This window comes from Paenibacillus sp. GYB006 (assembly GCF_036577645.1).
Taxonomy (GTDB): domain Bacteria; phylum Bacillota; class Bacilli; order Paenibacillales; family Paenibacillaceae; genus Paenibacillus.
In genome coordinates this window covers 265,070-284,072 of record NZ_JARBDA010000003.1, presented here as the reverse complement: position 1 = coordinate 284,072, position 19,003 = coordinate 265,070, and the positions used below count along the sequence as shown (strand labels likewise).

15 protein-coding genes are annotated in these 19,003 nt (G+C 45.3%); 7 read left to right on the top strand and 8 right to left on the bottom strand.

What is annotated here, in order from left to right; all coding sequences use genetic code 11:
* Window position 1 precedes the first annotated feature (1 nt).
* From PV403_RS10035 to PV403_RS10020, 4 genes are all read right to left on the bottom strand, one after another.
* Entirely contained in the window at window positions 2-1,207 is a 1,206-nt protein-coding gene (locus PV403_RS10035; RefSeq protein ID WP_213530645.1) for a tetratricopeptide repeat protein, read from the bottom strand.
* Window positions 1,208-1,401: 194 nt separating this feature from the next.
* Entirely contained in the window at window positions 1,402-2,361 is a 960-nt protein-coding gene (locus PV403_RS10030) for an MraY family glycosyltransferase (protein WP_213531049.1), read from the bottom strand.
* A gap of 240 nt (window positions 2,362-2,601) precedes the next feature.
* Window positions 2,602-3,033, bottom strand: coding sequence for a hypothetical protein (locus PV403_RS10025; RefSeq protein WP_213530643.1), 432 nt, complete (start codon window positions 3,031-3,033; stop codon window positions 2,602-2,604).
* An 86-nt stretch (window positions 3,034-3,119) separates the two neighbouring features.
* Window positions 3,120-5,312 carry a YhgE/Pip domain-containing protein gene (locus tag PV403_RS10020; RefSeq protein WP_332084485.1) on the bottom strand — a complete coding sequence of 731 codons (2,193 nt, stop codon included), beginning with the start codon at window positions 5,310-5,312 and terminating at the stop codon, window positions 3,120-3,122.
* Window positions 5,313-5,624: 312 nt separating this feature from the next.
* Between PV403_RS10020 and PV403_RS10015 the strand changes: the two genes are divergently transcribed.
* The 7 genes from PV403_RS10015 (at window position 5,625) to PV403_RS09985 (ending at window position 14,058) form a co-directional block, all read left to right on the top strand.
* Window positions 5,625-6,935: an ABC transporter substrate-binding protein gene (locus tag PV403_RS10015; RefSeq protein WP_213530639.1), complete on the top strand. Its 1,311-nt coding sequence runs from the start codon at window positions 5,625-5,627 to the stop codon at window positions 6,933-6,935.
* Window positions 6,936-7,032: 97 nt separating this feature from the next.
* Window positions 7,033-7,911: a carbohydrate ABC transporter permease gene (locus PV403_RS10010; protein WP_236570505.1), complete on the top strand. Its 879-nt coding sequence runs from the start codon at window positions 7,033-7,035 to the stop codon at window positions 7,909-7,911.
* Window positions 7,911-8,756: a carbohydrate ABC transporter permease gene (locus tag PV403_RS10005; protein ID WP_213530637.1), complete on the top strand. Its 846-nt coding sequence runs from the start codon at window positions 7,911-7,913 to the stop codon at window positions 8,754-8,756. The genes PV403_RS10010 and PV403_RS10005 overlap by 1 nt, the downstream gene beginning before the upstream one ends.
* 557 nt (window positions 8,757-9,313) lie before the next feature.
* Complete coding sequence (locus tag PV403_RS10000) at window positions 9,314-10,828, top strand: DUF4127 family protein (protein ID WP_332084484.1); 1,515 nt, start codon at window positions 9,314-9,316, stop codon at window positions 10,826-10,828.
* Between the two features lie 67 nt (window positions 10,829-10,895).
* Entirely contained in the window at window positions 10,896-11,600 is a 705-nt protein-coding gene (locus tag PV403_RS09995) for an N-acetylmannosamine-6-phosphate 2-epimerase (RefSeq protein WP_332084483.1), read from the top strand.
* Complete coding sequence (locus tag PV403_RS09990) at window positions 11,587-12,417, top strand: MurR/RpiR family transcriptional regulator (RefSeq protein ID WP_332084482.1); 831 nt, start codon at window positions 11,587-11,589, stop codon at window positions 12,415-12,417. The genes PV403_RS09995 and PV403_RS09990 overlap by 14 nt, the downstream gene beginning before the upstream one ends.
* Window positions 12,418-12,468: 51 nt before the next feature.
* Window positions 12,469-14,058, top strand: a complete 1,590-nt coding sequence (locus tag PV403_RS09985) for an FAD-dependent oxidoreductase (protein ID WP_332084481.1) — start codon at window positions 12,469-12,471, stop codon at window positions 14,056-14,058.
* A gap of 63 nt (window positions 14,059-14,121) precedes the next feature.
* On the opposite strand, the gene gntK is transcribed toward PV403_RS09985, so the two are convergent.
* The 4 genes from gntK to PV403_RS09965 form a co-directional block, all read right to left on the bottom strand.
* On the bottom strand, window positions 14,122-15,693 hold the full coding sequence (gene gntK, locus PV403_RS09980) for a gluconokinase (protein WP_213530627.1): 1,572 nt from the start codon (window positions 15,691-15,693) through the stop codon (window positions 14,122-14,124).
* Window positions 15,694-15,872: 179 nt separating this feature from the next.
* On the bottom strand, window positions 15,873-16,700 hold the full coding sequence (locus PV403_RS09975) for a carbohydrate ABC transporter permease (protein WP_332084480.1): 828 nt from the start codon (window positions 16,698-16,700) through the stop codon (window positions 15,873-15,875).
* Between the two features lie 15 nt (window positions 16,701-16,715).
* Window positions 16,716-17,660, bottom strand: coding sequence for a carbohydrate ABC transporter permease (locus PV403_RS09970; RefSeq protein WP_332084479.1), 945 nt, complete (start codon window positions 17,658-17,660; stop codon window positions 16,716-16,718).
* A 25-nt stretch (window positions 17,661-17,685) separates the two neighbouring features.
* The gene (locus PV403_RS09965; protein ID WP_332084478.1) at window positions 17,686-18,945 is read right to left on the bottom strand and encodes an ABC transporter substrate-binding protein; all 1,260 of its coding nucleotides are present in this window, start codon (window positions 18,943-18,945) and stop codon (window positions 17,686-17,688) included.
* Between the last annotated feature and the right edge of the window lie 58 nt (window positions 18,946-19,003).

The window sequence follows — 19,003 nt, the reverse complement described above, 5'->3', positions numbered from 1 at the left end:
ATCAGCTCCCTTTCAATAAATTATGAACCTTATCATCCAGTACCTCCAGAGCAGCGATATGGACAAGAGCTTCTTCCTTCTCGGCAGCTGCCTCTAGAAATAGGCGAATGGCTGCGTGTCGTTCTCCGCGCATTGCTTCCACATTGCCGCACAACAGGCGAAACAGATATCGGTCTTCTGCTGCGAGCAAGTCAGAGGAGTGAACCTGTGATAGAGCAAGTTCCAATTGTCCTGTTTCTCGGTACATATGAAACAGCAGGTGACGAACACGATGATCGGCAGGCAGCTGCTTGATGAGAGAAATGGCCGTTCCATAGTCATCATTCAGCCGAAGTAATTCCGCGCGCGCAAGGGACTCCTGATCTTGAGCCAGAAGGGATAGGATGTTCTCATATTGTCTTGCCTCGGTTTCACCAAAGGCCGTAATTCCGTATATACTAGCTGCAGTTTGCAGGTTGCCTAGCTTTGCATGAATCGCGGACAGAAACCGGTAATGGGAAATCAGAGATTGATGATGACCGCTTATCACTGCCTGCAGAAAGGCTTCCTCTCCATAGTGCAGTGCTTCTTGTTCTCCTAATAAGTAGTGATATACAGCTAAAAGAAATGAAAATGTCTCATGAGGTCCGTTCTGTTCTCTCATAGCACGGTAGTGCGCTTTACGCTTAGTCCACTGAATCTCATGGGCAGAGAAAGGAACATCCTCCACGATTTCATGGATGGCATGTATAAAAAGGTCCAGGTTTAGGCTCTCTTGTTCCTCATCCAGAAATAGAGCTGGGGTCCCTCGAAAAGTCGCATCCAGACACTTCATCTCGGAACGGGAACAGAATAGCGAAGATATGGCCCGAAGTTGTTCTGTACAAGTACTGAATAGACTGCTTGCGTCTTCTTCATCTTCGAATTGGAGCATAATGAGCTGCGCTTCTGTTTGGGAAGCAGCGACATGCAGCCAGTACGGATGAGCAACAATAGCAAGGGTATCTTCTGTACAGACGGTATGAAGTTCGGAGGGCGTGAGTAAAAGCACACTTGACGGGAGCTCGGCTAAACGTAAACATGCTTCGTTTTTTACCTGTTCTCCTTCTTGAAGTTTAGGTTCAGACAGATAATAGACATCATATTCCTCACACAGCACAGATAAGAGTTTGGTAAGCAAGGGGTCTGGTTCACGCGGAGGAAATACAACAATGGAAGAAGAGAGCATCGCACAGCTCCTTTCTTGATGCGGATGTTAGCATGAGCTCTATAGTATATGGGCAGTTACCTCAGAACATGTTTTTAGGGTCTGTAAAAGTTATTGCTTCTGTAGAAGTTATTGCAAATGCTATCACGTTCTTTTTAATTATTGCTTAACGCAAAAAAGCAGGACCTGTCGGCCCTGCTTACATAGACGAGAATTTACATTTGAACGAGCATAAGAATGATGGAAGACAAACATAAGCAGACGCTGACAAGGCATAGGACAGCAACTACCTGTTTATGAGACAGTCCGGCACGAAGCAGTCTATAGTGGGCTTGGCTGGCATCTGCCTGATAGATGGCTTTGCCGTCAAGAAATCTTTTAATTACAACAAATAGGTTGTCGAAAATAGGAACACCAAGCGCCAGGATCGGAATGAGAATCGATAATACGGTCGCCTGCTTGAAAGCACCATCCAGGGCAATGACCGCCAGAATGAAACCGAGAAACGTAGCTCCTGCATCTCCCATAAAGACTCTTGCAGGCGGTTTGTTGAACTTGAGATATCCGATGGTCACACCCACGAGTACAATAGCCAGCATGGCAGAATTCCCTTGTCCCATGGTCAGTGCGACAATAAACAAAGTTGTTCCCGAAATAGCCGACAACCCTCCAGCTAGACCATCCATTCCATCCGAGAAGTTAATTACTGTTGTTACACCGAAAATCCAGAGAATCGTGAGGGTAAACTGCAGCCAGACAGGAAGAGAAATATATTCTTCACTGAACGGGTTATAGAAACCGCTGAAGCGAATCCCAGCAAAGTAGGCAATGACAGCAGCAGACATCTGAACTACCATTTTGGGCAGAGCAGGGAAATCTTTTCCCTTAGTCTTAAACCAGTCATCCACGGTGCCAATGATGAGAAGCAGTAATCCGCCTAAAAATAAAGCCCCTGTCTGCCAAGTATATTCTCCTGAAAACAGAAGATATGTAATGAAAAAACCGATGAAAATCGCATAACTTGCCGTTAAAGGAATCGGTTTCTTATGTAATTTACGTTCTTCATCTTCCCGGGGCTTGTCTACAAAATCGATTCGAAGGGCCAGACGCCCGAGCGGGGGAATTAGAAAGACAACGATAGCTATGGATAGTATAAGGGCTCCTGCATAAAGCATAATGAGGAATTCACCACTTTCTTCTATATTATACATTTATATTAAATATAGGTTTGTAATTTGTCGATCTTTTTATAACAAAAAACTGCAAATCCCGAGAAAGGAATCGCAGTTTATATGCGAGGACAACATCCACTTTATAGACTTAACCTTACCTGCATCTTCTAAGGCAGAAGTTATCTATAGCTTAAAATGACGTTTACTAACGTCACTATTACAGAGATCAATATTACAGATCAATTACAGATCTAAAAGAGCTTCTTCTAGAATCTTATTTAGAGAATCAGAAGGGGAATCGCCTTTCCAGTGCAGAATCAGTGCGTTCTTATGTTCATATACAGCAGGAGCATCATCTAAATAATCGATTTGCTGCTCTAGCTCGGTTACTGCATCTTGCAAAGCATCTGCGGATGCATAAGTGAAGATAGATAAAGCTTCGGGCTGACCTGTAGCATTTTCAGGTTGCAGAATATATTGAACTGCAGGAACGTGATTTAAAAGCGGTTTATCAGTGCTCTCACTTGCCGGCAGCAATTGAATATCTTTGCTCTCTAAAGCGCTTACGACCTCAGCGGGAGTAATAATTGCTTGAGCACTCAACATCTTGCTTGCTATGCCGCCAGCAGCAAGAATAAGAATAACTATTAAGGTAGTAAGGATCTTCTTTTTCATAAATTTCCCTCCGTTCTTACTCACCATTATAGCGCAGAACAGAGGGAGAATGTTGGGGAATTGTGAACTGATTGGGCTGTCAAATATCAATGAATGATGTTGCTTTTTCTCGCTTTTTTAACGAGTGGTTCTGACAATTGATTGATCGGTTTCTTGAGTAACAAACCAAGCAGCATAAAGAGTCCAGCCATGAGCAGAAGAACTACAATATCTCTTGTGATCACTTCCCATAAAATGCCCCCGGTCGCTTCTCTCATGAGGCTGATGCCATACGTAAAAGGAAGGAACGGATGAATCAGCTGAAAAAAGAAAGGGGTCACTTCAATAGGAAATGTACCGCCTGCTCCGCCAAGCTGCAAGACAAGCAGGACGATAGCTATTGCCTTACCTACATTGCCAAAGACGGAGACGAGTGTATATACAATGATCATGAATACGCTGCTGATCAGCATTCCAAACCATACAAAATATACAGGGTCATGCACATAGGCGTGCAGTAAAAAGATATCGCCAAGTGTAACTACCAGCGACTGCAACAGTGCCAGTGTCATAAAAGTCAGGTAGCGGCCAAAGTACACTTGATAAGGTTGATAAGAGGATTTTACCTGGTGATTACTAGAGTGACCCTCCTCTTTTTCTGAGTGGGAAGGTTCATGTACTTCCACTGACAGCAGAGAGACAAGCAGCAGTGCTCCCACCCACAGAGATAAGGTACTAAAAAAGGGAGACATGGCTGATCCGTAATTCGGAATGGGATAGAGTTTATGTTCTACTAAAGATACGGGAGAGGCAAAAAAACTGCTCTCTTTCTGAAAATCAATCTGCAATAAATCAATAATTTCTTGCAGATTGCCGGTACGGTCAAACTCACGAATACTATTAGCGATTTCAGTTATTTTTTTCTGGACCTCGGGCAGTTCAGATTTGACCTTCGTCAAAGCCTCTCCCCCTGCAATCAGGCCCTTTTCAGCGTCTGCTATGATTTCTTTAATACGAGGCAAAGCTGTTACCGCTGTCTGCAGCGTTTGATTAGCTTTTTGGGCAGTATCGGCTGCTTTCTCCACCGCCGTCTTCACAGCAGGAGCAATTTCACTGTCATACCGAAGGAGTATATTTTCACTGATGGAAGCTGTTTCTTGCGCTGCGTTATATAGACTGTCCAGCAGTTCAGATGGATCTTGTCCCTCTTCAAGCGCACCGCGGATACTATTTATCGCATTCAGCTGTGCTGTTAATCTGTCAGACAATGATGAGAGCTTTGAAATAAAATTGGTATACACCTGTTCCGGCAAAAAGTTCTGAATCGCTTCTATCCATCCTCTTGCATCTTCGGTCAACTGGAGAAGCGAAGTAAGCTTCGGCTCAAGATGATCAAGGCGCTCGGTAATCTCTTCTGGGGTGAGCGCCGCATTTTGAATAGCTTCAAGTGCGGTGAGGGCAGAACTGGCTGCCTGGTTAATAAGAGTGACGTCTTGTTTGATGAGCGGTGATACAGATTCTAGGGTATCTTGTACTTTAGGCAGCACGTCCGCAAGTTTAGCCGAGAATTCAGAAGCCTGATTTGCGGTTTGCTCCATGGATGGCAGAATTTCTTTTACCTGTTCCACCATCTTTTTAAGATCAGCTACATCTTGAGTTGCTGTATCTGCTGCCTTTACCAGATCAGGTACCATATCTTCAAAACGATAAACAAGGGCTTTTAACTTTTCAATGGAAGGGAGCTCCTCTTCCAGCTTCACCCCTATTTCGTTAAATGCTTTGAAGATCACGCCATTTGCCGTTTTCACAAAATTACTGCTAATCTCGCTCACGATACTCGTAGCACCCGAAGAAGTGATTTTGGGTGCAACGGCATTTATTTTTTCGTTTACATAATACTCGAGTTCCGGCTCCGAGGGGTTATCCGAAAGTGCAGTAGCAAGTCCGGCAGAAAAATCTGCAGGAATGATAATGCTGGCGTAATAGCGCCCTTTTTTCACCCCGGATAAAGCTTCTTCTTCACTCGTAAAAACCCAGCCAATTTTGTTATTCGTATGTAGTGTATCTATGATTTCTTGCCCTGCATTTATGGATTTGCCTAGGAGCTCTGTTCCTTCATCCTTGCTTACGACAGCCACTTTAATTCCACCGGTATTGCTGTAGGGGTCCCAAGAAGATTCAATGTTAAACCAAGCATAGAGAGAAGGAAGGATAACGAGACCTAGAATAATGACCAGGGCAGGCCAATTGTGAACAATGCGGTGTAAATCTTGAGTGTATATAGAGAATATTTTCTTCATGTTCAGCGGTTTCCTCCGGGAGTCTAAGTATGATATCTAGTCTTCCAAATGATTTATTAGAATATGCAGAAGGCTTAAGAAGGGAAGAGACAAGCGGCTCATATGAAGATAAACCAAGTAAAACAGGGGTGTTAGTCTAAAAAGAAAAAATATTCCGCTTTTTATAAAAATAGTGGAAAAACCTTTTTTTATTAGGATTGTTTTGCTATAATCTCCCACAAAGGGAATTAGAAGTAAAAAAACTTCCGGGATTCTCACATCATATTGTTCTCTTCAAAAATGACATTTTCCAAAGCTAAAGGGGGAAAAGGAATGAGAAGAAACAGAAAAGGGATGAAGCTAACCTGCCTTACCGTTTTACTGTTAGCTATGTTTATTAGTGCTTGTTCAGGTGGAGGAGGTACGGCAGAACCGGCTGATCCGAAACCGGCTGATCCGGGAAAAGGGGAAGTAAGCAGTGAACCCGTTACACTGAAGTTCTGGACGATTGCACTGCAGCCCAAGTTTAACGATTATTTCAACAAGCTCATTACCGAGTACGAAGCTGCCCATGAGAATGTCACAATCGAATGGCAGGATTACCCCTATGATGCAATTACACAGAAGCTGCTCACGAGCAGTGCAAGTAACACAAGCCCCGACGTTGTAAACCTCAATACGGAATTTGCCAACCAGATGGGCACCAAAGGAGCTCTGGTTGATCTAAATGAATACCTCACCGCCGAAGAAAAAGCCGAATATTTTGATGGAATTTTCGATTCAACCGTTCTTGGAGATAAAGCATATGCATTGCCGTGGTACACAGGCACGGAAGTTCTTTTTATGAACAAAAAAATAGTGGAAGCTGCCGGACTTGATCCAGCAAGCCCGCCTCAAACGCGAGAAGAGCTTGCAGACTGGGCTCGTACGGTAAAAGAAAAGACAGGCAAAATGGGATATGCCTTAAATCTGGTTACGAAACTGCTGACCATTGATGGTATCCCGATTCTTAATGAAGATAAATCCGCCGCTGCTTTTAACACACCGGAGATGGCAGCTACAGTAGAGAACCTCAAGAAACTGATGGAGGAAGGACTCATCGTTAAAGAAGACTCCGATCTTGGGAAGCAGGTACAGTTCTATTCTGCAGAGCAGACGGCTTTTGTACTCGCAGGACCAACATTTATCAACTTTATTAAGACATCCGCTCCAGAAATTTACGAGAATACAGTAGCCGTATCTCTTCCAACTGGAAAAGCAGGGCTTCGTTTATCAAATTCCATGGACCTTGTTGTACCTAGTAAATCTAAGCATCCAAAAGAAGCAGCAGAGTTCGCTAAATTCATTACCAATGCAGAGAACCAAACTGCTTTCTCTAAAGAGGCAAATACACTGCCATCGACTAAAAAATCAGTAGAAGATCCATTCTTTACGGAATCCGATGGTTCGCTTGAAGCAGAAGCAAAACTTGCTTCGAGTCAAAGTCTCGATAAAGCAACGGATCACATGGTAGGTGTGCCGAATGCATCGGACATTAACTCTGCTCTAGCCCGCGGATTACAAGATATGCTGCTAAATGGGAAAGAGATTCAAGCCACCCTTAAGTCGATGGAAACCGAGGTCAATAATATTTTGAAACAATAGTGATGAGATATGAAAATAGATTCAGCTCTAACAGATAAACCAAAAAGTGAGGCAGGACTTGTTCTTGCCTCCTGCTGTTTATGAGGAGGAATGTAAAGTGAGATGGATTCGCTCCGAGTCTTTTGCCGCCTGGGCTTTCATGACCCCGGGGCTGATCATTATCGCCGTATTCGTATTTTGGCCGATTCTTTACGGAATTCCGTTATCACTAACGAACTATTCTGTCATCGCAGAGACCAAATATGTCGGGCTGACTAATTTTAAAAATGCTTTTCTAGATAAGAACTTCACGATCTCGCTATGGAACTCACTGCTGTATGTTATCGTAGTGCCGTTCATTCAGATTTTCTCCATCCTGATGGCTATCCTGGTGAATAGTCGCATTCCGGGAATTAAGCTGTTTCGTGCCGCGTTCTATATTCCTGTTGTTACTTCGATGGTGGCTGTGGCGCTGATCTGGAGCTGGCTCCTAAGTAATAACGGGGTAGTGAACTACCTGCTTATGAAAGTAGGAATTATTAGTGAGCAAATCTCTTGGTTGTCATCAAGTGAAACAGCACTAGCGACGCTGATGTTCATCACCATGTGGAAGGCGCTTGGATATTATATGATGCTTTATTTAGCAGGTCTGCAGGGGATTCCGAATGATCTGTACGAGGCAGCAAGGGTGGATGGTGCGAACCGACTTCAGCTGATTTGGAGTATTACCCTTCCGCTGCTGCGTCCTCATATTTTCTTCTGTTCCCTGATTTCTGTCATGGGTGCAGTGCGGGTCTTTGACGAAGTATATATTCTGACAAAAGGTGGACCCGGAACGTCAACACTCGTATCGAGTGTGTATATTTTTGAAAAAGGGATTAACCAATTTAACTTCGGTTATGCCTCTGCGCTTGGACTAATCGTCAGCGTGCTGATCGGCGGGCTAAGCGTGCTCGTATTTAAGTTCAATCAGAAAGGCGGTGTCAATCCTTACTGATGGAAACGACGAGAAGAGCAAAAAACGTGCGCAAGATTACCAATATGGCGGTTACCTATTTCTTTTTGATTCTGCTGGCCATCTTTATGATGGGACCTTTCCTGTGGCTGCTTAGCGTTTCCTTAATGCCGGGCAGAAATGTGTTTGCTACACCACCTGCCATCTTTCCAACGTTTATTGATTTTGATAACTACGTGCAGGTATGGGCGTTCCTTAACTTTCCGAGATACATCCTGAATACCGTCATTATTACCGCACTTGGCGTGGTATTTAATATTGTACTAGCTTGTATGACCGGATACCCGCTTGCGGTGTTCCGTTTTAAGGGCAGAAACTTCGTGTTTGTGACGATGATTGCTACCATGATCATTCCTTCATCCACCGCAATGATCGTGCACTATTTGACGATACAAGAATTGCATTTAATGAATACGTATTTGGGTGTAGTGCTGCCCGCAGCCGTTTCCGTATTTAATATATTCCTGATGCGTCAGACTTTCATTGGAATCCCAATCGATGTGAGAGATTCAGGGAAGATGGACGGCGCGTCAGAATTCCGAATTTGGTGGCAGCTCATTTTACCCCTGGTGAAGCCGGGGATTGCGGTTATTGCGCTGCTTGAGGTGATGTCATTCTGGAATAGCTTCCTGTGGCCAATCGTTATTCTTGAGGATACGAATAAGTATCCGCTCTCTTCTGCACTGACCTACCTAAATGGACAATTCTCTTATAACTTCGGCTGGATCGCCGCCGGAACCATGATTTCTGTTATCCCTATCATCCTAGTTTTCCTCTTCACACAGCGTTACTACATGGAAGGCATCGCCGGAGCCGTAAAAGGATAAGTTGTCTCTTGCCGATGGAAGCGGCAAGAGACACGCCGAAGGCTACAGAGGTTTTTGCTCTACTTTATCTGCCTTATGTGAAACGGGCAGACAAACGCCGAAGGCTACAGGTTTTTTGCTCTCCCCCGTCTGCCTAAGGTAGAAACGGCAGACAAACGCCGAAGGCTACAGAGGTTTTTTGCTCTACCTCATCTGCCTTATGTAGAAACGGCAGACAAACGCCGAAGGCTACAGGGGTTCTGCTCTACCCCGTCTGCCTAAGGTAGAAACGGCAGACTCACGCCGAAGGCTAAAAACACCTAACATCAACCAGTCAGCCAAGTGGATATTAGGCCGACTTATGCCAAAGGCATCAAACTAACTAATATTGAGGTAAGGGTGGAGTGAAACAACCCGCCACCCAAGTCCCCCTTGCAGAGCGAGTGTTCTGGATTCTGAGTGACTTTTGGCTTTGAATGCAGAGAATCCTCTACCTAGAAACACTACGCATTCAAAACAAGTCGGAGCGAAGAGGCCAGAACAGGAGCGCCCGAAGAGGCCAGAACAGGAGCGATCATATGCAAATCACCTTTATCCCATTAGACGAAAGACCATGTAACTACGAATTCCCGTACATGCTTGTCCAAGGAACGGAGCATAAGATCGATCGTCCCCCTTTGCCCATGATGGGACAGAAGAAAACACCGGGAGACTGGGAACAGCTGTGGACATGGCTGGAAGAGAAAATAGAAACCGCAGATGGAGCGGTTATTGCGCTTGATACATTGCTGTACGGAGGGATTATCCCTTCTAGGCTGCACTATTTTAGTGAAACTGTATTACTTGAACGGCTGAACCGATTGCGGAAAATAAAAGAGAAACGTCCTGAACTGAAACTGCTGGCTTTCCAGCTCATCATGCGTTGTCCGCAGTATTCGATCTCGGATGAAGAACCGGATTATTATGCCGACTGGGGCCGTGAAATTTTTCGTAAGGGATACATTGATCACCGGAAAGAGCTGAATATCGCAACGCCAGAAGAACTGGAGGAACTGAGCGATATAAACAGCCGCTTACCGAATGACGTGCTGAATGATTATCTGGGCCGAAGAAAAATCAATATGGAAGCGAACAAAGCCGTACTGGAGCTTGTAAAAGACGGGACGATTGAGTTTCTGATTTTTCCGCAGGACGACTCCGCTCCGTATGGTTATACAGCAAAGGATCAGCAGGTAGCAAGGCAGCGAATTGGAGAACTGGATCTGGAACTAAAAGCTTATATGTATCCGGGAGCCGATGAAGTGGGATGTACGCTGATGGCGAGGCTGATTAACGAGTGGAAAGGGGTACAGCCGCTTGTATATCCAAGGCTTTCTTCCATTCAAGGGGCTTTTGTGACCCCGGTTTATGAAGATCGTTTTTTCTATGAAACACTGAAATACCAGATTACTGCTGCAGGAGCACTGATTGCTTCGAGTGCAGCCGAAGCTGACCTCATCTTACTGGCAAGCACACCTGGAGAAACCATGATGGAAGCTGTTTCGCAGGAACATCCTTTTTTTAGTTATGACGTGTACCGGAATTTGATGGAGCTTGTGGAGTATGGGAGTTACCTGCTGAAGCAGGGAAAGGCGGTAGCCGTTGCAGATGTAGGATATGCCAACGGGGCAGATCTAAAACTTGTAAAGATGCTGCGTCAAAAAGGAATGTTGTTTCAGCTGGCAGGATACGCCGCTTGGAACACAAGTTCAAATTCACTCGGGACCGTGATATCCCAGGCTCTCCTATACACCCATTATGGACGTACGCAGGAACATCTCGATTTTCTGTCGCTTCGATATGCTGAGGATGCGGGCTACTGCGCTGTCGTACGTAAAGAGCTGAATGCAGGTCTCGTGGATCAGATGGGATATAACAAGTTTCTGCTGGATGGGCCTCGTGGTGAAGTAGCAAGTTATGTAAGAACGAGATTAGCGGAAGTGTTGGAAGAGAAGATAAATGGATCCGATGGTAAGGTAACGATTACGGATTGCTATATGCCATGGAATCGTACATTTGAAGTCGGATTGAAAGTGAAATATACGAGGGATTAGATAAATGGATACAGATAGATAGCTTTTTTACTTAGGAGAAGGATGAAGGAAAGAAGGTGCATCAACGATGGAACTCATTATGAAGCAGATTCGTAAGGGACTCATTGCCTCGTGCCAAGCTTTGCCCGGTGAGCCTCTGTTCGGTTCAGATACGATGGCGAAGATGGCAAAAGCAGCGGAAGAAGGAGGAGCTATTGCCATTCGTGCGAACAGCGCCGAAGATGTGAAAGCGATTAAACAAGTTAGTAAGCTACCTGTCATTGGAATTGTGAAACGAGATTACGCTGATTCAGAAGTATATATCACTCCTACTCCCAGAGAAGTCGATGAATTGGTCGAAGCAGGAGCAGATATGATTGCCATTGATGCGACTCGGCGCAAAAGACCTGGGGGAATCAGACTTGAGACGATGGTAGATTATATGCGTTCGCTGAATATACCGATCATGGCAGACATATCGACACTGGAGGAGGGGGAGTATGCAGCTTCTCTCGGGGTTACCTGCGTGTCGACGACACTCTCTGGATATACACCGTACTCTCCGAATCTACAAGGACCGGATCTGGAACTTGTAAAAGAAGCTGTCCAAAAGCTAACTATACCTGTCATTGCCGAAGGCAGGATTCCAGAACCTTCACAGGTAGAAGAGGTCCTTCGGCTTGGAGCATATGCCGTGGTGGTCGGCTCGGCCATCTCTAGACCACAGCTGATAACCAAACGGTTTGCCGATGCTGCACGGAAGGCAGTGATCCTACTCGATGGAAATGAATGATCGGATTCATACGTATTTTCCTTCCCTCACGAAGTCAGAGCAAAAAGTAGCAGAAAGTGTCCTGGCGAATACCGATGATCTGATGTATTACTCGGTTACGGAACTTGCTGATTTTGCGGGTGTTGGGGAGACCACCGTTATGCGTTTTTGCAGAAAGATTGGTTTTAACGGATACCAAGACTTTAAATTATCACTTGCCCAGAACGTTGGAGTGAGAAAGATAGATGGTCAGGATGAAGATGAGAATCATGGTGATTTTGTAAAAATGATCTTTGAGACAAATGTGAATATTCTGAAATCGAGCATGAGTCTGCTTGCAAAAGAGAATCTAATGCAGGCCATTGAATGGATTGATGAAGCGAGACATGTACAATTTTTCGGAGTTGGAGCTTCGGGAATTACGGCACTGGATGCGAAAAACCGGCTGCTTCGCATAGGAAGAAGATCAGAGGCTGTAGTGGATAGTCATATTCAGGCGATGATGGCGGTCAGTATGTCAGAAGGAGATGTAGCTTTTGGGATCAGTGTTTCAGGAAGTACGATAGATACCAATAATATGCTGATGAAAGCTAAAGAAAATGGAGCGAAAGTGATAGCCATCACGAATTATGCCAAATCACCTATTACAGCGATAGCAGATGTTGTACTGCTTACCGCCGGTAAAGAGATGCCGCTTGAAGGCGGTTCGATCGGGGCTAAAATTTCGCAATTGTTCATCATTGATCTCATCTGTGAAGGCTTGGCCCGCCGTAATGTTGTGCTAACAAAACAGATGAAAGAAAAGACGGCAAGATCCGTCATAGATCGAAGTTATTAAGAATTTAACACATAGCCGAGTAACTAACTTCATTCGAATGGAGGAAGCACGATGCAGACTACGTTCATGGAAGCAGATATTGTCATCATTGGAGCAAGTCTTGGGGGAGTGGCTGCAGCCAGGGCCGCAGCCAAAGCAGGAAAACGTATAGTAATGACGGAAGAAACGGACTGGATTGGAGGTCAGCTTACTACACAGGCAGTGCCGCCGGATGAACACAGGTGGATTGAATCTTTTGGCTGTACGGCAAGTTACCGTGAATTTCGGGACCGAGTCAGAGCTTATTACAAAAATAATTATCCACTCACCGAAGAGGCGATGGCGAATAGCGTATTAAACCCAGGTAACGGATGGGTAAGCCGTATCGCACATGAACCGAAAGTTGCACTGCGTGTGCTGGAAGATATGCTCGCTCCTTATGTGAATACAAGGCAAATTCAAATTCTATATGATACGGCAGCTATTTCCGCAGAAACGCAAGGTCCAGAGATTATCTCCGTACGTACAAGAAATGAAAAAAGCGGCAAAGAATATCAGCTGACAGGGCAATACTTTTTGGATGGCACCGATAATGGCGACCTATTGCCGATGACAGGAACAGAATATTTGATTGGCAGTGAATCAGCCCGGCAGACCGGTGAACCTCATGCGCTGGATGAAGCCGATCCGGAAGATATTCAGTCCATTACACATGTGGCAGCAGTAGAGTATGTAGAAGGCGGTAACTTTACGATCCCCCGCCCAGCGAATTACGAATTCTGGAGAAGTTATACACCACTCTTCGGAGATATTCCTATCCTCAGCTGGTTTACCGCAGATGTGAAGGATACTGCTAAACTGAAACAGTATACGATGTTTCCTAATGATCAGGGGATTCCTTCGCTGTGGACCTACCGCCGTATCGTTGATCCATCCATATGGCGTGAACTGCTGCCTTCCGGCGAAGTCACTTTACTCAACTGGGCACAAAATGATTATTACTTAGCTCCTGTCATTGGTGTGACAGCGGAGCAGAAGAGGGTGCATGCGGAGCAAGCGAAAGAGTTGACACGGTCGCTCGTATACTGGCTGCAGACCGAAGCACCCAGATTAGATGGAGGCAAAGGATATCCGGGAGTAAGGCTGCGAGGCGATGTACTTGGAACGGAAGATGGTCTGGCTAAGACTGCTTATATCAGGGAATCGAGAAGACTTAAGGCCCTGTATACGATTAGTGAGCACGATGTGAGTAAAGAGCTGCGCGGCGACCAGGGGATTAAGCGTTATTCAGATAGTGTGGGCGTAGGAAGTTATCATCTGGATCTGCATCCTACGACAAAGTCTCAGCGATCGTTCTACATACCAAACTATCCTTATGAAATTCCGCTGGGATCCTTCATTCCCATACGGATGTCTAACTATCTTCCTGCCTGTAAAAATATCGGAATGACGCAGATTGCTAATGGATGTTACCGCCTGCATCCGACGGAGTGGAATATAGGCGAGGCAGCAGGGTACCTTGCTGCTTATAGCGTGACCCATGGTATTCGTCCAAAACAGGTGTACGAATCAGCAGAGCATCTAGCTTCCTTTCAGCAACAGCTGCAGGAGCAGGGCGTCGAACTGCACTGGCCTGATGAAGTATACGATTCTTTATATTAGATGAAAAAAAGCATCCGATTTTCCCACTCAGAACGGGGAGAACTCGGATGCTTTTATTATGCGTTATATGTTTTTAGGAAGCCGCTCTTCCATTTTGATCTGAAAAGCAGTGATTGCCGCATATTCTTCTTCAAACTTGCGAGAAATCCGAATAAAGATAGGCAGCAGCTCGCGGTAAACGGAAACCGCTTCTGCTTCAGGATCATGATGATAGGTAGACCCGATCATGTCCTTTGCTACATCAAGAGAGTCGATGTTCCCTGTTGCGTACATCCCGAGAATCACTGCACCGAGGCAAGAACTTTCAATGCTATCTGGAAAAATGACTTTTTGATCAAAAATATTAGCCATCATCTGCCGCCATAATTCTGTACGAGCAAAACCGCCGGTTGCGTGAATGGTTTTCGGTGTTCCGATCTGTTCTTCAATAGCGAGCATGACGGTGTACAGATTAAACAGGACTCCTTCGAGAGCAGCACGTACCATATGTTCTTTCTTGTGCTGTAACGTCAGGCCAAAAAAGGAACCGCGGGCATCGGGGTTCCATAGAGGCGCCCTTTCTCCCATCATATAAGGATGGAACAGAAGTCCATCTGAACCGGCAGGAACCTTCTCAGCAATATCAGCAAGAACTTCATATGGATTTACGCCAAGCCGTTTTGCTGTCTCCACTTCGGAAGAAGCGAGTTCATCACGGATCCAGCGGAAAATCACACCTCCATTATTCACCGGGCCGCCGATCACCCATTTCTGCTCCGTTAGCGCGTAGCAGAAATAACGGCCTTTCGGATCAGCAATAGGACGATCAACCACGGTGCGTATGGCCCCGCTCGTGCCGATGGTAATGGCAACAACGCCGGGGTCGATTGCCCCTACGCCTAGATTAGATAAAACACCGTCACTCGCACCTACCACAAAAGGAGTCGATGGAGCAAGATGCATCTGCTCAGCATAGGAGGGATGGAGATCTTGTATAACGTGTGTTGTGGGAACCAGCTCCGATAAATGATCAGCCGAGATTCCTGCAACACGCAGTGCTTCTTCATCCCAGTCCAGGGTATCCATGCGAAGGAGCCCTGTAGCGGAAGCGATGGAGTGATCAACGATATAAACCCCAAAGAGTTGATAGAATACATATTCTTTAATTGATATGAATTTATGAATCTGAGGCATTAGGTCTTGCTGTTCCCGAGTAAACCACATGATCTTGGTGAGTGGTGACATCGGATGAATCGGTGTACCTGTTCTTGTATACAGTTCATGTCCAGTCGTATCTTTCCGAAGCTGCTTTGCATACGCAGCGCTGCGATTATCTGCCCAGGTTAGAGCGGGCGTAAGTCGATTACCGGAATGGTCCATGGCAATCACACTGTGCATGGCTGAGCTAAAGGAGACAAACTGTATTTTATCAGCGGTTGTTTTACTACTCGTCATTACCTGCTGAATCGAATAAACGACCGCTTCGACGATCAAATCAGGGTCTTGTTCCGCTTTTATTGCGCCTTCGGTATGTAAGGGATAGCCTTGACTCGCTTCAGCAATAATCGTTCCGTCTTCCTGGAACAGGACAGCTTTGGTGCTTGTGGTACCCATATCGACTCCGATCATATAGGAAGCCTCATGACTTTTGCCCATTGAATACACCTTCTTCCTCGGAAAATAGGAAAAGACCGCAGCTGCAGCGGCCCTTTCCGCGTTCTTTTTTTGCGAATGAAAGCCTGAGAACTATACTCATGCATTAACCTCTATTATTGCCCATTAATCTTCTCCCTTTTTAGATGAGGCAGAAATAATGGAGGAAAAGGAAATCCAGCCTAGTCTTTAATAGCACCCGCTGCAATGTCGGATATAAACTGCTTGCTTACAAATAAGAACATGATGATAAGAGGTATAATGGCGAGCAGTGTACCGGCAATAATCATGGAATAATCGGTATTATAAAGCCCGTTTAGCTGAGATAAGGCAATCTGAAGCGTGTATTTTTTCTCGTCCGTAAGAACGATGAGCGGCCACAGGTAATCATTCCATACTCCAATAAAAGTGAACGCTCCTAGAAAAGCGAAGGCGGGGCGCAAGATGGGCAGGGCTACATTAAAGTAGATTCGAAAGAAACCTGCACCATCCATGCGGCCGGCATCGAGCAGCTCGCTTGGAATCGAACCTTCAGCATACTGCCTGATCCAGAATATGCCGAAGGCATTGACCATTCCAGGGATGATCAGGGCTTTGAACGTCCCGACCCAGCCGAGCTCTGCCATAATGACAAAGGAAGGAACAAGAGAGAGCTGTGAAGGAACCATCATCGTCGTAAGCAGGACAACGAACAGGATCTTTTTTCCCGGAAATTCATATTTAGCAAAGGCAAATCCAGCCAGTGAATCGAAGAAAAGCACGAGTACCGTAACCGCCGTTGCCACGAATAAGGTATTTAAAAAGGCACCCAAAAAGTCAATCTGTGTCATGACCCTCGAAATGTTATTCCACAGTTCCCCGCCAAACCAAAGTTTTGGAGGGAATTGATAAATATCCGATGTCGTTCGGGTCGACATCACAATAAGCCAATAGAAGGGAAACATGGAGATCATAAGTCCGATGGCTAAGCCAAGATAGAGAATAAACGATGTAAACTTTGACTGCTTCATGGAACCTCACTCCTTCTATTTGGATGATGGACCTTGAACAATTTTCCAGTTAATGAATGAGAACAGCGCAATAATCAGGAACATTCCCCAGCCTACCGTTGCGCCGTAACCAAAGTAATTATTGATAAATGATTCACGGTACAGATAGAGGACAATCGTCATCCCTGCTCCGCCGGTTCCGCCATTATTGCCAAGTAGAATCTGCGGCTCGGTAAAGAGCTGCATCCCCCCGATCGTGGAAGTGATGACGGTGAAGAGAATAACGGGACGAAGGAGCGGAATCGTAATACGGAAAAAAGACTGAATTCCCGTAGCACCATCGATTTTGGCAGCTTCATATAAGGTAGTCGGTATGCTCTGAAGTCCAGCAAGATAAATGACGGCATTATATCCGGTCCATCTCCAGATCACCATAGAGGAAAGAGCTACTTTGATTCCCCAAGGTACATTGAGCCAAGCAACAAGAGGAAGATTGAATACACCCATTACATAATTCAAAATCCCATAGTTGTTAGCGAATAAGGCAGCGAAAATAATAGACACGGCTACAATCGATGTAACATTGGGAAGAAAGAAACCAATTCGGAAAAAGGTTTTGAACCTGACAAAGGGTGCATGAAGTAAGAAGGCTATAATTAAAGCAAAAAAGAGCATTGGGATTGTGGAGTAAATCCAGATCATGAAGGTATTGCCTACAGCTTGCCAGAACTCGGGATCAGTCAGCATATAGCTGAAATTATTGAATCCGTTATATGTCATCTCACCTATGCCGTCCCATTTATGAAAGGCAAGATAGAGAGAGAATCCGATTGGAAACAAACCGAAGACAGCGAACAAGAGATAAAAAGGGGAGATGGCAGTATACACGGCCCGATTCTTCCAGATTTCTTTAGCAAGCTTACGTTTTGGCGGGACCGGCAAATAAGTTTGTGTAGGTTTATGCTTTACAGGCTGCTGCATAAAGGTACCTCCTTTTCATTTGGGCTTATCGCTTCAGTTCCCGTTCTACCCGCTGCATCGCTTCATCGAAGGCAGTATCCGGATTAAGACTCGTAATATTATTCAGCCAGCGTGTCATTACACCGTGAACGGCAGGATATCGTTCTCCGAAGAAAGAGATTTTGACATTCTGTGCCGATTCAGCAAAAACTTCACCTGTCGCTTGTCCTCCAAAGAAAGGTTCTCCTTCTCGAATCGTGGCACTGTCATAAGCGCTGGGAGTGGATGGAAATAGGTTGGTTGTTTTAAGCATCGTCAGCTGGTTCTCAGGATTCTGGAGCCATTTAATGACTTCGAATGCTTCCTTAGGATGCTCGCTTGATTTGGGGATGGCCATGAACGAGCCGCCTACATTTCCGTCTCCTCCTGGAGCCCTTGTTACACGCCATTTTCCTGCCGTATCTGGTGCTGCTTCTTGGAGAGGTTGCTTCATCCACACTGCGCCTACAAAAGAAGCAATCCTTCCTTTGTTTACACCAGCGTTCCATTCGGATGTCCAGTGGTCTGCATTAGCAATCAGTCCGTCCTGATGAAAAGAAAGCGACATGTCCCAAGCCTCACGAATGACCTCATTGGAATCCCCTATAAAATCTCCTTCCGGAGTGAAATACTTCTTATCACTTTGTGAGATGATCTCGTTGTATACGTTTTCAATATTGTCGTACATAAAGACCTTCCCGTTGAATGCTTCCTTCAGAGTAAAGCCCGCTTTCCTATAATCGTCCCATGTACTCATCTGCTTATGCACTTCTTCAGGATCGGTTGGCAGTCCGGCTTCTTCAAATAAATCTTCTCGATAAAATAAAGCCGTTGGTCCGGTATCCATCGGGAAGCCGATCATCTGACCATCCGGTGTAACGCCTTGTTGCCATTTCCAGTCTAGATACTGATCCTCTACTTCAGCGGCTCCAAACTCATAGAGATCGTAGAAACGATCCTGGCTTGGAAACAGCTCCATGATCCAGTCATTCAAAGCAACGATATCTGGTTCACCTGACTTTGCAGCCATCGTTGTCTTTAATTTGGACTTGAAGTCACCGCCGATCTTTTGGGTCACTAGATGAATGTTGGGAAACTGTTCTTTCGCTTTTTGAAGCAGCTGATCATCAATACTACGGTTCCAGTACCACAATGTAAGCGTTATCTTTTTGTTGGATGAAAATGGCTCTGCAGTGGGTGAAGAGCTGCAGCCGCTGATAACAAGAACCAAAATTAGGATAACGAGTGACCAGGTTCTCTGTTTCATCTTGAAGATGCCCCCTTTGGTGGTAATAGACTAGATTTAGTACCATTTTATGCTTTAA

Bases quoted from the DNA above. Each gene is read 5' to 3' on its own strand.
- PV403_RS09995 (WP_332084483.1), top strand. From the start codon at position 10,896: ATGGAACTCATTATGAAGCAGATTCGTAAGGGACTCATTGCCTCGTGC.
- PV403_RS09990 (WP_332084482.1), top strand. From the start codon at position 11,587: ATGGAAATGAATGATCGGATTCATACGTATTTTCCTTCCCTCACGAAG.
- PV403_RS10000 (WP_332084484.1), top strand. From the start codon at position 9,314: ATGCAAATCACCTTTATCCCATTAGACGAAAGACCATGTAACTACGAA.
- PV403_RS09965 (WP_332084478.1), bottom strand. From the start codon at position 18,945: ATGAAACAGAGAACCTGGTCACTCGTTATCCTAATTTTGGTTCTTGTT.
- PV403_RS09970 (WP_332084479.1), bottom strand. From the start codon at position 17,660: ATGCAGCAGCCTGTAAAGCATAAACCTACACAAACTTATTTGCCGGTC.
- PV403_RS10020 (WP_332084485.1), bottom strand. From the start codon at position 5,312: ATGAAGAAAATATTCTCTATATACACTCAAGATTTACACCGCATTGTT.
- PV403_RS10005 (WP_213530637.1), top strand. From the start codon at position 7,911: ATGGAAACGACGAGAAGAGCAAAAAACGTGCGCAAGATTACCAATATG.
- PV403_RS10025 (WP_213530643.1), bottom strand. From the start codon at position 3,033: ATGAAAAAGAAGATCCTTACTACCTTAATAGTTATTCTTATTCTTGCT.
- PV403_RS10035 (WP_213530645.1), bottom strand. From the start codon at position 1,207: ATGCTCTCTTCTTCCATTGTTGTATTTCCTCCGCGTGAACCAGACCCC.
- gntK (WP_213530627.1), bottom strand. From the start codon at position 15,693: ATGGGCAAAAGTCATGAGGCTTCCTATATGATCGGAGTCGATATGGGT.
- PV403_RS10015 (WP_213530639.1), top strand. From the start codon at position 5,625: ATGAGAAGAAACAGAAAAGGGATGAAGCTAACCTGCCTTACCGTTTTA.
- PV403_RS09975 (WP_332084480.1), bottom strand. From the start codon at position 16,700: ATGAAGCAGTCAAAGTTTACATCGTTTATTCTCTATCTTGGCTTAGCC.
- PV403_RS10030 (WP_213531049.1), bottom strand. From the start codon at position 2,361: ATGCTTTATGCAGGAGCCCTTATACTATCCATAGCTATCGTTGTCTTT.
- PV403_RS09985 (WP_332084481.1), top strand. From the start codon at position 12,469: ATGCAGACTACGTTCATGGAAGCAGATATTGTCATCATTGGAGCAAGT.